The organism is Butyrivibrio sp. M55 (assembly GCF_900116865.1).
Taxonomy (GTDB): Bacteria; Bacillota; Clostridia; order Lachnospirales; family Lachnospiraceae; genus Butyrivibrio.
In genome coordinates this window covers 1-12395 of the sequence record NZ_FPCD01000019.1, presented here as the reverse complement: position 1 = coordinate 12395, position 12395 = coordinate 1, and the positions used below count along the sequence as shown (strand labels likewise).

Here is a 12395-nt window from a genome sequence, read left to right as displayed (position 1 = left end):
CCCTGATCCGATCTTTATTTTTCGCTGCAACGATACTGAACGGGAGTCATTCCGAATCTCTCTTTAAAGAGACGATTAAAATGTTCAACGTTCTGGTATCCAGATGCCTCAGCTACTTTCTCGACCTTCATGTTTCCGTTTCTCAAAAGAGTACTTGCCTTGTTAAGTCTTATCTGCTTTACATTCTCACCGAAAGTCATTCCCGACTTGTCTTTGATGAACTTGGACAAATAAGGCTTTGAAAGGAAGAACTGCTTGGACAGATCTTCAAGTGTGATCGTGAGGTAATTCTCCTGAATATAATTCATGATAGCGTTGATCCTCACATCTCTCACATCCTTGTTGTTCTTAACGGCATCGAGCTGGTTAACGGCAACAACAAGAGCGTTTATTGAAGATTTGATAATGTCCTCGTCAATTCCAACTCCCCAGTACTTCTTGCCTTCAACGGTGATTCCGACATATGTACATGCCTTGGATGAAGAACCTCTTGAAAGAGCGTGCTCCTCATATGTTGAAAGCTCATATTTTATTCCAAAGTACTGCTTGATGGCATTACTTACAGCGTCGAGACGTCCGTTTCCGTTTGCCTCAACAACCTGCTGGGCGTCAAGATGATCTATCTTAACCTCTGCAAGTATTCCCTCTTTCTGCTTGAAGTGACATTCATCAATCTTAAATACATGATTGTTGTGAACGTACTTATCCTCAAAGATCTGATAAATACGCATGGGAGAAAGCTCCGCATGCTCTCTGTCGGAAATGTCTTTGATCGTGTAGCTGACATCTTCCTGCATTTCTCTGGGAACCATCATACCATAATTATTCTTAAGAATATAGCTTACGCCACCTTTTCCTGACTGACTATTAATTCTGATAACGTCTCCGTCGTACTCTCTTCCGATATCCTTGGGATCGATGGGAAGATAAGGAACCGACCAGATTCCGTTGTCTTTCTTAAGCTCATGCCAGTTGAATCCCTTGGAGATTGCATCCTGGTGAGAACCTGAAAATGCAGTAAAGACAAGCTGCCCTGCATAAGGCTGTCTCTCGTAAATACGCATTCTTGTAAGTTTCTCATATGTCTCACCAACCTGTGGAAGGTGTGAAAAATCAAGCTTAGGATCAACGCCGTGTGAATACATATTAAGGGCAAGTGTAACGATATCAACGTTACCTGTTCTCTCACCGTTTCCGAAAAGAGTTCCCTCAATTCTGTCAGCACCCGCAAGACATCCGAGCTCAGCATCACCGATACCCGTTCCTCTGTCGTTGTGAGGATGAAGTGAAAGCGTTACCGCCTCGCGATATTTAAGCGAGTTATGTATATATTCAACCTGTGTTGCAAACACATGAGGCATAGCATTTTCAACTGTTGTGGGAATATTGATTATTACTTTGTTTTCTTTTGTAGGCTTCCACACATCAAGAACAGCGTTACATACTTCAACAGCGTAATCAACCTCTGTTCCGGGGAAGCTTTCGGGTGAGTATTCAAAAGAGAAGTTTCCTTCAGTCTCTTTTGCAAGCTTATCAAGAAGCTTAGCTCCTTCGATGGCGATCTTCTTTACCTCATCCTTATCTTTTTTGAACACCTGCTCACGCTGTGCTACGGAAGTTGAGTTGTAAAGATGGATGATGGCTCTGGGAGCTCCCTTTACAGCCTCAAATGTTCTCTTGATAATATGCTCTCTGGCCTGTGTAAGAACCTGAACCGTAACATCATCAGGAATCATATTTCTCTCAATCAAAGTTCTCGCAAATTCATATTCTGTAACAGAAGCTGCAGGGAAACCAATCTCAATCTCCTTGAAGCCGAGCTTAACAAGCATTGTGAAGAATTCAAGCTTCTCCTCAAGACTCATAGGCTCAATAAGCGCCTGATTTCCGTCTCTTAAGTCAACACTGCACCAAATGGGCGGAGTCTCGATATGATCCTTTGTTACCCAATTGTATGTTGCCTTAGGAGGCATATAGTACTGACACTGATACTTCTGATAATTATCCATTATTCATCTGCTCCTTGATTTCTTGATATTTTTTATTATTTATAAATTAAAATATCTCAGTTTTGTTGATGGATATTATGATATCACATTTTTTCACAAATAAAACATGGCAAAATTAATCTTTTTTCTTGATGTATTTTGCCATGTTCCATATGTTTTAGCTTAAATAAGCTGTTTTTTAGTTATTTTTATCCCAAAATATCTATATATTCGCCGTTGAGAGCCTTGTTCATACTGCGGACAGCACAGAACTTGCCACACATTGAACAAGTATCGTCATACTCGGGTGATCTGTCATCACGGATTTTCTTGGCTGTCTCGGGGTCAAGCGCGCACTCCCACTGCTTATCCCAGTCAAGCACTCTTCTTGCATCGCCCATTGCATTGTCTTTGTCCATAGCATGAGGAATCTTCTTTGCAATATCAGCTGCATGAGCTGCAATCTTGGAAGCAATGATTCCCTGCTTAACGTCATCGACATTTGGAAGCGCAAGGTGTTCAGCGGGTGTAACATAGCAAAGGAAAGCCGCTCCCGATGCCGCTGCGATGGCTCCTCCGATTGCCGAAGTGATGTGATCGTATCCGGGCGCAATATCCGTAACAAGGGGTCCGAGAACATAGAAAGGAGCTCCCATACAGATTGTGTTCTGAATCTTCATGTTGGCTTCTATCTGATCCATCGGCATGTGTCCGGGACCTTCAACCATTACCTGAACATCTTTTTCCCAAGCTCTCTTGGTAAGTTCTCCGAGCCTTACAAGTTCCTCTATCTGGCAAACATCGCTCGCATCCGCAAGGCATCCGGGTCTGCACGCATCTCCGAGTGAGATGGTAACGTCATACTCTCTGCAGATCTCAAGGATTTCATCATAATACTCATAAAAAGGATTCTCATTTCCGGTCATGCACATCCATGCAAATACGAGGGAACCGCCTCTTGATACGATGTTCATCTTTCTCTTGTGCTTCTTGATCTGGTCGATTGTCTTTCTTGTTATTCCGCAGTGAAGTGTCACGAAATCAACACCGTCCTCTGCGTGAAGCCTTACGACATCAATGAAATCCTTGGCTGTAAGCTCGGCCAAGTCTCTCTGATAGTGGATAACGCTGTCATATACAGGAACCGTTCCGATCATCGCAGGGCATGACTCTGTAAGCTTCTTTCTAAAAGGCTGTGTATTTCCGTGGCTTGAAAGGTCCATGATTGCCTCAGCTCCCATGTTCACCGCAGCCATAACCTTTTCCATCTCGATATCATAATCTTTGCAATCTCTTGATACGCCGAGATTTACGTTGATCTTGGTTCTGAGCATTGAACCGACACCCTCAGGATCGATACATTTGTGATTCTTATTTGCGGGAATCGCAATCTTTCCTTCCGCAACAAGCGCTCTTATAAACTCCGTGTCGCGATACTCTTTTTTGGCAACAGCCTCCATCTCCTTAGTTACGATTCCTTTGCGTGCCGCCTCCATCTGTGTTGAATACTCTCTCATTAAAACCTTCTCCTATTCTGATTTTTATTTTTTATACAATTACCTTTTTCCACATATCACAGGTATACGTAGTCGTTATAAACCGGCTGAAGTCCTTCGCATTCAATATCTTCATACATTCTGTCAAGACTTCGTCCGTCCGATATTTCAAACTGCTCATCTCCGGATTGTTCGCTTTTTTCTTTTCCCGAATATTTCTGCTCGTGGTCGCCTATTCCCGTCGATACTCCCGCAGAAACCTTGGTAGCGGCGATTTTCACTATGCCGTTCCTAAATTCAGCTGTTTCCCTCGAAGAAACCGTTATTCCGCAGAACGGAAGGAATATCCTGTATGCGCAAAGTATCTGGCAAAGCTGCCTTTCTCCAACATCAAGCGGATTTATGGTCTCGTTGTTGATGATGGGACGTAGCCTTGGACAGGACAAAGACATCTCGGCGTAAGGATATTTCCTTTGCAAAAAATACACGTGAAGTGCCGAAGCAAGCGCATCCTTCCTAAAGTCAGAAAGCCCGAGAAGCGCCGAAAAAGCTACGCCTCGCATGCCGCCCATGAGTGCCCTCTCCTGCGCATCAAACCTATACGGCCAAACACGCTTGTTTCCCATAAGATGGAACTGCTCATATTTGACGGTATCGTAAGTCTCCTGAAATACAGTGACATAGTCCACACCGCACTCGTGAAGGTACTTGTAGTCTTTGACATTCACGGGATAAATCTCAACTCCGACCATTCGGAAGTACTTTCTCGCAATCTTGCATGCTTCTCCTATGTACTCAATATCCGAGTTGACGGGACTTTCGCCTGTAAGTATCAGGATTTCCTCCATCCCGCTGTCTGCGATAACCTTCATCTCATGCTCAATCTGCTCATACGAAAGCTTCATTCTCTTTATCCTGTTATAGCAGTTAAATCCGCAGTAAACGCAGTAGTTCTCGCAATAATTTGCGATATATATCGGGGTAAAAAGATATACCGTATTTCCAAAGTGCTTACTCGTCTCGCGCTGTGCCTTCTCTGCCATCTGCTCAAGAAAAGGCTCAGCCGCAGGCGAAAGAAGTGCCTTGAAATCTTCAATAGAACATCTCTCGCTATCAAGCGCTCTTCTTACATCTTTCGCCGTATACTTGCTGTAATCGTAAGACTCAAAGTGTTCCATTACGTTCTTGCAAACATCGGATTCGATTACGTCCATTTCTGGCAGATACGCCATGTGGTCCGTTCTGAAAGAAGGATCGTTCTCAATTCTGTGCTTGCGCTCAAGCCCTGCCTCGGACAATTCATCCGAATCAATCAAAAAATGATTTTCCATGCCGTCCTCCTTAGTGTAAGAACCCCGTCAGAGGATCCGATGCACTTGCTCCGCGTGTCAGAACTCTTCCGACTCCCGCAAGATATGCTTTTCTTCCTGCTTCAATGGCATCTTTAAACGCAGACGCCATAAGTGTCAGATTTCCTGCTGTTGCAAGCGCTGTGTTTGCCATGATAGCCGCAGCTCCCATCTCCATTGCTTCACAAGCCTGCGATGGTCTGCCGATTCCGGCATCCACGATTATAGGAAGATCAATCTCGTCAATAAGAATCTGAATGAAATCCTTGGTTGAAAGGCCTTTGTTGGAGCCTATCGGTGAAGCAAGCGGCATGATTGATGCTGCTCCGACTTCCTTAAGTTCTCTAGCAACATTGAGGTCCGGGTACATATATGGCATTACCACAAATCCTTCTTTTGCAAGTATCTCCGTCGCTTTAATCGTTTCATAATTGTCGGGCAAAAGATATTTTGTATCGCGCATTATCTCGATCTTTACAAAATCACCGCAGCCAAGCTCTCTTGCAAGTCTGGCTATTCTCACTGCCTCTTTTGCATCCCTTGCCCCGCTTGTATTCGGAAGGAGCGTAACATTCTTAGGAATAAAATCCAGAATGTTCTCCTCATCCTTCGTATTGGTTCTTCTTACCGCAAGCGTGATTATCTCAGCGCCCGCATCCCGTGTTGCAGCCTCGATAAGTTTCATCGAGTACTTTCCCGAACCGAGAATGAATCGGGAATTAAATTCTTTTCCTCCGATAATAAGTTTGTCTTCTGCCATTTTCCTTCTCCTACCCAAAATCTTTAGTTAAACCGTTGCCTCTCCCATCAATATGCGAAGTGCCATATGCGCTTCGTGTGCGGCACATACCATCACTCTTGAAGAGAGCAGTCCAATGCCGTCGTTTACGTCACTTACGGAATCCCCCGATAAAAAGAATCTTTTTGAGATCTTTTTTGTCTTAATGAGATTGGCACTTCCAAAGCCCGCCATTCCCGAACTTGATAAAATATACTTTTCGGGTGCATTTTCAAGTATTGCATTTACAAGCATTGCTTTGTTTTCTGCCTTATCAAATGCCTCACAGACTATATCCGCATCTTTCGTAAGTTCGATGACGTTTTCTTCCGTAACTTTTACGTTGTGCGTCTCGATGGTTATATATGGATTTATTTCTTTTAAATTATTTGAAAGCGCTTCAGGCTTAGGCATACCGACCTGATCCGCCTTGTACTGCTGCCTGTGAAGATTGGATATATCAACCTTGTCAAAGTCTATAAGAATCAGCTTTCCAACACCGGCTCTTGCCAGGCATATCGCAATGTTGGAACCAAGCCCGCCAAGTCCGCATATTGCCACGGTTGCCCCGTCGAATTTCTTTTGATTCTCTGCTCCGTGCCGCTCTATAAGCGCGTTGTAGAATTCATCTCTCGTCGGTGTCATATCAGCCGCCTCCGACAAAGCTCACAACTTCTACGATATCTCCGTCCTTAAGAACAGTCGCATCGTAGCATACCTTTGGTACAATCTCTTCATTTATCTCAACGGCAATTCTTGTTTGGTCGTAATTAAGTTCCTCAAGAACTGCAGTCAGTTGCTTGTTGTCGTATTGGTATTCTTCCCCATTTATTTTGACCATATACCCTCCTGCTTACTCCTATTTTATAAATTCACCATGTGATCCAGCGGTCCCGAACCCTTGCCCAGATTAAGTCCCGATGCGATCGCATCAGAGATATATGCTTTTGCATTTCGTATGGAATCTTCGAGGCTCAAACCAAGTGCCAGGTTTGAAGCTATCGCGCTTGAAAGTGTGCATCCCGTTCCGTGAGTGTTGCTGCTCTCAATTCTTTTCCCCTCGAACCACGTGAGCTTCCCATTCTCATAAAGAACATCGCTGGCATCTTCTATGCTGTGACCGCCCTTTAAAAGAACCGCACATCCGCTCTCATTTCCAAGCTCTTCCGCAGCTTTTTCCATATCCTTTCTCGATGTTATCTTAAGTCCCGTAAGTGCCTGAGCTTCAGGTATGTTGGGCGTTATAACACGGCTTATGGGAAAAAGAAGTCTCGCCATAACCTCGGCTGTCGAATCCTTCATAAGACTGCTGCCGCTTGTAGCAACCATCACCGGATCCACAACAAGATTTTTTACCTTATACTTGGTGAGCTTTTCGTGCACCACCTTCACCTGCTCTGCAGACGGAAGCATTCCAATCTTGGCCGCATCGCATGGAATATCGCTCAGACACGCTTCAATCTGCTCTCCGAGAAACTCGGGACTTGCTTCCATAATATCCGTAACCCCTGTTGTATTCTGGGCTGTCAGAGCCGTTATCGCAGTCATCCCGTATACCTTGTGTGCAGTCATTGTCTTAAGATCTGCCTGAATGCCGGCTCCGCCGCTACTGTCGCTTCCTGCTATAGATAAAACTACTTTCATCGAAAACCTCTCCTGATCATATAATCTCTAATATTCAATAATCTGCATATTTCATCGAGAAAAATGCTTTAGTTTGTGTTTCTGTATAATCACAACTCATCAATTGCTTTGATCAGTCCCTGCGCCGCATCCCTTGGTGACTCAGATTTCATGATCGCAGACACTACGCAGATTCCGGCAATCGGAGTGCCTTTTAATACGCCAAGGTTGTCTTTATTTAACCCGCCTATTGCATTTGCCGGAATCGGCACCGCATTGCAAATATCATTTAAAGTTTCAGTTGAAGTAAGAACTGTTTTTACTTTGGTCGTTGTCGGATATATCGCGCCCACACCCAGATAATCCGCACCTGCTTTATACGCTGCAAGCGCCTGCTCGACAGTCTTGGTTGTTGCGCCAACTATCTTGTCTTTTCCCAGAATCTTTCTTGCCGTTTCAACAGGCATATCCTCTCTTCCGACATGTACTCCGTCTGCGCCTGTCGCAAGAACTACATCAACTCTGTCATCAACGATAAGCGGCACATTGTGCTTTCTTGTGATTTCAAGCGCCTTACTCACGAGATTTATATACTCCGCTGTCGACTTATTTTTTTCCCTGATCTGGACAAAGGTAACACCGCCTTCTATCGCCTCTTCAAGAGCTTTAAGGAATTCTTCGTCGCTCTTATCCGTGCTGTCCGTGACAAGGTAGAGCTTAAGCTGCTTTCTGTCTAGTACCATGTAACTTTCTTCCTTTCTTCAATGATGTCGTCATTTATTTCCGCGATGGCGTCAAACAATCGCATCAGGAACATGTTGCCCTCCGCGTTTTCTCCGCTTATTCCAAAAGCAGCCGTCGCATTCACAACCGCTTCAATACTTGTATCTACCGCAAAAAAGCTTGCGCACACGGCTCCGAGCATGCATCCCGTCCCGGTTATGCTACCGAGTTTCTTCGTTCCGTTCTCGATAACTGCCGTTCTGCTGCCGTCTGTTACTATATCTTTTTCTCCGCTTGCAAGAACGATGGCGTTAAGGTTATTTGCAAGTTTCTTGGCAATGTTGATTGTTTCTTCGAATGTGAGCTTCTTATCTGCATCAACACCTGATGATTTATAGTCGTTGTCGAAAAGAGCCCGTATCTCAGAGTAATTTCCTTTTATCAGCATCGGAGCTTTAGGATTTCTTTTACCTGTCATCTTTTTTACGATGCTTCTTCGAAGCTCCGAGCACGAAGCACCCACAGCATCTATCACGACAGGCATCTCTTTTTTCATCGCCTCGTCATAAGATATAGCCATTGCCTCAAGCCTGTCCCTCGTTACGTTTCCGAAATTGAGCAAAAGAGCTTTTGCACTCGCCGTAATCTCGCGAACTTCATCGGGATGCTCCGCCATTATCGGTCTTGCGCCGAGAAGAAGCACGGCGTTGGCACACTGCATTATTGAGATTGGGTTAGTGATGCAGTGAATTAGGGGCGATTGTTCTTTTAGTTGTTTACAGATATTTGTTTTCATATATGTGACCTTTTCGTCTCTTAAACAGCTTTATTCTGTTACTATCGCTTATATCATTCGAATCATTTTTTGTTTTAGATTTTTCTACTCTTACCACTTCATCACTGCCGTTCAGACTGTCCTGTATTTTTCTGAGCATTCCTGTTGCGGACAGTCTCTTCAAAAGAAGGTACGCAATGCTTCCACCTATCAGCGTTCCCATGATAAATGAAGGGACATAGAAGAAAAGTGTTAGCCCGGTTTTGCCCCAAAGGTATGTCATAACAGGATATGAAACGATCGCGCCGATAATTCCCGTTCCGATAATCTCGCCAATAACCGCAGCGATGATCTTGCCTTTTGAAAGCTTATACAAGATTCCCGAAAGAGTTGCTCCAAACACAGCTCCCGTAAGTGCAAGCGGCGGAATCCCCATCGTCGTCATTCTTATCACGCCGATCAAAACCGCACATGTAAAGGCATACACAGGCCCCATAAACACAGCGCATGTAATGTTGATAAGATGTGCCATTGGACACATTCCCTCAACTCTTAAGATCGGAGAAATCACAACTCCGAGCGCGACAAACATCGCAAGCGTAACCATTTTCAGCAGTACTTTTTGATTTTTCATATCAGTCTCCTTTTGACGGGCCTGAAACAAATGCACGATAGTGCTTTAGCATCCGGCGGAGGCATCTTTTTTTGCATCAAAAAAGCGGAAGCTCCCGTCCGGTAAGCTTCCGCATAAATCTCCTATTCCTACAAGGCATCCCTACGTTGGCATTATCCAAATCAGGTTCTCGGTCGAAGGTCACACCTTCCTCTCAGCCTGTAATACAAGCTCCCGTCTGTTTATTTTTTTATAAGTATGGTTATACACTATTATGAGTGGAATTACAATATGGCATTTTCTTATTGTTATCTACAAAAAATCTTAAGAAATTTCGACGGTAAATCTTAAGATTTATCTGCTAACATTGAAAAGTCGGCAGTCTTTCAATGATAATTCTAAGCCGTCATCTTGGCGAATCGCCAAATCTTTTTATTTCTAGAAAGGAATCATCTAAATGTCTAAATCAAAAAACAAATCTCAAACGCTCACCTACGAAACCGCAACAGGAGAAATAGAGTTCACTCTCATGAGTGACATGATGTTCCACTACGTCATGCAACAATCTGAAAAAGCTTTAACTGGTCTTGTTTGTGCCCTAAAAGGAATATCACCCGATTATGTGAAAAACATCCTTGTTGTAAATCCAATTGACCTTAACAATGCAGGTAAAGAAACAATCATGGATATAAAACTCACTCTCAACAACAATGAGATTCTCAATATTGAGCTCCAGGTATATCCCGACAAATATTGGATCTCACGTTCAATACTTTATCTATGTAGGGCATATGACAACATCGGTAACGGTGAAAATTATTCCCTTATCAAACCTACTACTTTATTCTGCATCACCGATAAGGAACTCATTCCAAAAGCGCCAAAAGAATTCTATGCAAAATACCGTCTTACCAATCTCAAAAACCACCACTTATATACTGATAAATTCGGTATAAATGTGCTACAATTAAACCACACAGACCTTGCTACAAAAGAAGATATCAGCAACAATCTTGTGTACTGGGCGAATCTTTTTAAAGCAACCACTTGGGAAGAGTTTAAAAATCTTGCCCAAAATCATCCTGATATCGAGGAGGTGGGAAATTTGATCTTCGAACTTAATTACGACAATCAGGCAAAAGAGATCCTTGAAGGCCAGCGCCGTTATAGAGAACAAATGAATTCTCAATATGCCGCAGGCTATACTGATGCTGAAGAAAAATATGAACCCGAGCTTGCAAGAAAAGATGCACACATTAATGAGCTTCGCAATGAAAAAACAGAACTCCGCCAAAGAAACGCTCAGCTCGAAGATGAAATTACCGAGCTGAAAGCAAAACTATTAGAACTTGAGAAAAATAAATAATTTAAAAAAAGCAATGCGTCATGTACGACCAATGTCATTAAGTTAACATTGGGATAATGCTTTGGATGAGAGAAACGGGAATGAAGATGATAACCTTCATTCCCGTTTCTTCCTTTTTAGGCATAACAAACAGGCGGATCTAAAATCCACCTACTAATCATGTTTTATTTTGATTATTTATGCTACTCTATATAAGAAACTATGAAATACTTTTCCTGTCAGTATTCGTTTACGATGCCTATTAGGTCTAACTGGAATTATATTTCTAGCTATTATAGTTTCTAAATTAGGTGATGTCGTTTTTTCACGCAAGAATAGTCTGCAGACATGAGCAGCAACGGTAAAGTTCGCTTTGTATGTATATTTTCTTTGCTTTTTTTCAATGACTACGTGCGAGGTAATCATTTCCGCAAAGTTATACATTATCAGATGTGCGTATATTTCTTGCTGAATACACATCACCTTTTTTGAATGAAAATCTAGCATTCCAATAGTATATTTTAAATCTCTAAATGAAGTTTCTATCCCCCATCTGGCTGCATATAACTTTTTTAAATTTGTTGGCGTATATTCCTTAGCGTCCAAGTTAGTAATTACGGTTTCATATGTGTCTTCAGTAATCTTGAATCGTACGATTCTAAATTTAAGCTCATAAAAGGCTACTGAATCCTTTTTCCTTAGCTTTGTTGGGAGATAATCAAACGGATGTGAATGTGCAATCAATTTGTAGTGATTCTTGTCCTTCAAAAATAATTCCTTCATTTCCTTTGTTTGTTTACGCGTAAGTTTTAAATCAATATTTACATCAAATTCTTCTTCATCAGGTAGGTCTAATCCATTCTTAATTCCTCGTGTACCATCCTTAATCCTTATGAGATAATACCAACCTTTTTCTTGGATATGTGCCATACTGTGATAAGATTCGTATCCTCTATCAGCAATTACTAATGCTTTGGGAATAGGCGATCTATCTACCATCTCTTGCAATGCAGAGTGCTCATTTGCATCATGCTTTCCTTGAAGTACTACATCAGTATATAAATGATTTTCTAGATTATAGAGTGCATTTAAATGCAACAAATTGTAGGGCTTTTGTCCATTAACACTGGGATAATAAGATTTTTTATCTTCAGAATTAGTTGGAATTTGAATATCAGAACCATCAACTGCAAGAATAGTTAAATCAGAATGCGAATGATTTTGTAGTTTATTTGTAAACCCTTTAAAGATGTCTCTAAAAAATTCGGGCTTAATCTTTTGTCTTTGCTGAACAAAAGCCGAGGCAGATGGCAATGAACTGACATCATGGAAGATATCAATCATCTCATTGGTTATACTCTTGCTTTCCATCTCGATGATAGCTCTGACTATTTTTTCGAATGGAAGCTTACGATTCCTAGTGAAATCTACTTTGGGATTAACAACATAATCCAACATGTTTTGAGTAGTGGTAGTGATTTCAGATAATAAAAGCTTTTTAATGTGTTTTGGTTTCATATGTGACCTCCTTGCAATCAAGTTTTCCTTAATTACAAGGGCCGCTTTCGCTACCTTTAAAACATCAGTAGCGAAAGCGGCCACACATTTACGATAATCTGTCAATACCTTTTAAGAAAAAAAGACCCCTATGTCATTTCTGACATAGAGATCTTTTGGGCTGTCATCTTAACTTAATGACATTGAT

The 12395-nt window shown here is 42.2% G+C and carries 12 protein-coding genes and 1 riboswitch; of the genes, 1 reads left to right on the top strand and 11 read right to left on the bottom strand.

All coding sequences use genetic code 11. From position 1 onward, the window contains the following. Positions 1 to 14: 14 nt before the first annotated feature. The 10 genes from BM398_RS14820 to thiW all read right to left on the bottom strand — a co-directional run bounded on the left by BM398_RS14820 (position 15) and on the right by thiW (position 9366). On the bottom strand, positions 15 to 2009 hold the full coding sequence (locus BM398_RS14820; protein ID WP_092338745.1) for a 2-isopropylmalate synthase: 1995 nt from the start codon (positions 2007 to 2009) through the stop codon (positions 15 to 17). A 188-nt stretch (positions 2010 to 2197) separates the two neighbouring features. Further along, positions 2198 to 3505, bottom strand: coding sequence for a phosphomethylpyrimidine synthase ThiC (gene thiC / locus BM398_RS14815; RefSeq protein ID WP_092338743.1), 1308 nt, complete (start codon positions 3503 to 3505; stop codon positions 2198 to 2200). A 56-nt stretch (positions 3506 to 3561) separates the two neighbouring features. Next, positions 3562 to 4815 carry a 2-iminoacetate synthase ThiH gene (thiH, locus tag BM398_RS14810; RefSeq protein WP_092338741.1) on the bottom strand — a complete coding sequence of 418 codons (1254 nt, stop codon included), beginning with the start codon at positions 4813 to 4815 and terminating at the stop codon, positions 3562 to 3564. 10 nt (positions 4816 to 4825) lie between these two features. Beyond that, positions 4826 to 5593: a thiazole synthase gene (locus BM398_RS14805; protein WP_092338739.1), complete on the bottom strand. Its 768-nt coding sequence runs from the start codon at positions 5591 to 5593 to the stop codon at positions 4826 to 4828. 27 nt (positions 5594 to 5620) lie between these two features. After that, positions 5621 to 6256 carry a thiamine biosynthesis protein ThiF gene (gene thiF / locus BM398_RS14800; RefSeq protein ID WP_092338737.1) on the bottom strand — a complete coding sequence of 212 codons (636 nt, stop codon included), beginning with the start codon at positions 6254 to 6256 and terminating at the stop codon, positions 5621 to 5623. Between the two features lies 1 nt (position 6257). Beyond that, positions 6258 to 6452, bottom strand: a complete 195-nt coding sequence (gene thiS / locus BM398_RS14795; RefSeq protein WP_092338735.1) for a sulfur carrier protein ThiS — start codon at positions 6450 to 6452, stop codon at positions 6258 to 6260. A gap of 23 nt (positions 6453 to 6475) precedes the next feature. Then, a complete protein-coding gene (gene thiD / locus BM398_RS14790; protein WP_092338733.1) occupies positions 6476 to 7255 on the bottom strand; it encodes a bifunctional hydroxymethylpyrimidine kinase/phosphomethylpyrimidine kinase in 780 nt (259 codons plus the stop codon). A gap of 89 nt (positions 7256 to 7344) precedes the next feature. Beyond that, positions 7345 to 7977 (bottom strand): thiamine phosphate synthase, encoded by a 633-nt coding sequence (thiE, locus tag BM398_RS14785; RefSeq protein WP_092338731.1) that lies wholly within the window; start codon positions 7975 to 7977, stop codon positions 7345 to 7347. Continuing rightward, positions 7968 to 8753, bottom strand: a complete 786-nt coding sequence (thiM, locus tag BM398_RS14780; RefSeq protein WP_092338729.1) for a hydroxyethylthiazole kinase — start codon at positions 8751 to 8753, stop codon at positions 7968 to 7970. Before thiM ends, thiE begins: the two co-directional genes overlap by 10 nt. Beyond that, a complete protein-coding gene (gene thiW / locus BM398_RS14775) occupies positions 8734 to 9366 on the bottom strand; it encodes an energy coupling factor transporter S component ThiW (protein WP_092338727.1) in 633 nt (210 codons plus the stop codon). The genes thiM and thiW overlap by 20 nt, the downstream gene beginning before the upstream one ends. A gap of 121 nt (positions 9367 to 9487) precedes the next feature. Further along, positions 9488 to 9590, bottom strand: a riboswitch (TPP riboswitch). A gap of 212 nt (positions 9591 to 9802) precedes the next feature. On the opposite strand from thiW, the gene BM398_RS14770 reads away from it, so the two are divergent. After that, on the top strand, positions 9803 to 10711 hold the full coding sequence (locus tag BM398_RS14770; RefSeq protein ID WP_092338725.1) for a PD-(D/E)XK nuclease family transposase: 909 nt from the start codon (positions 9803 to 9805) through the stop codon (positions 10709 to 10711). Positions 10712 to 10888: 177 nt separating this feature from the next. Here the strand turns inward: BM398_RS14770 and BM398_RS14765 are convergent, their stop codons facing one another. After that, on the bottom strand, positions 10889 to 12208 hold the full coding sequence (locus BM398_RS14765; protein ID WP_026655762.1) for an IS4 family transposase: 1320 nt from the start codon (positions 12206 to 12208) through the stop codon (positions 10889 to 10891). Positions 12209 to 12395: the final 187 nt, after the last annotated feature.

Bases quoted from the DNA above. Each gene is read 5' to 3' on its own strand.
- thiM (WP_092338729.1), bottom strand. From the start codon at position 8,753: ATGAAAACAAATATCTGTAAACAACTAAAAGAACAATCGCCCCTAATT.
- BM398_RS14820 (WP_092338745.1), bottom strand. From the start codon at position 2,009: ATGGATAATTATCAGAAGTATCAGTGTCAGTACTATATGCCTCCTAAG.
- BM398_RS14765 (WP_026655762.1), bottom strand. From the start codon at position 12,208: ATGAAACCAAAACACATTAAAAAGCTTTTATTATCTGAAATCACTACC.
- thiW (WP_092338727.1), bottom strand. From the start codon at position 9,366: ATGAAAAATCAAAAAGTACTGCTGAAAATGGTTACGCTTGCGATGTTT.
- thiD (WP_092338733.1), bottom strand. From the start codon at position 7,255: ATGAAAGTAGTTTTATCTATAGCAGGAAGCGACAGTAGCGGCGGAGCC.
- thiF (WP_092338737.1), bottom strand. From the start codon at position 6,256: ATGACACCGACGAGAGATGAATTCTACAACGCGCTTATAGAGCGGCAC.
- thiE (WP_092338731.1), bottom strand. From the start codon at position 7,977: ATGGTACTAGACAGAAAGCAGCTTAAGCTCTACCTTGTCACGGACAGC.
- BM398_RS14805 (WP_092338739.1), bottom strand. From the start codon at position 5,593: ATGGCAGAAGACAAACTTATTATCGGAGGAAAAGAATTTAATTCCCGA.
- thiS (WP_092338735.1), bottom strand. From the start codon at position 6,452: ATGGTCAAAATAAATGGGGAAGAATACCAATACGACAACAAGCAACTG.
- BM398_RS14770 (WP_092338725.1), top strand. From the start codon at position 9,803: ATGTCTAAATCAAAAAACAAATCTCAAACGCTCACCTACGAAACCGCA.
- thiC (WP_092338743.1), bottom strand. From the start codon at position 3,505: ATGAGAGAGTATTCAACACAGATGGAGGCGGCACGCAAAGGAATCGTA.
- thiH (WP_092338741.1), bottom strand. From the start codon at position 4,815: ATGGAAAATCATTTTTTGATTGATTCGGATGAATTGTCCGAGGCAGGG.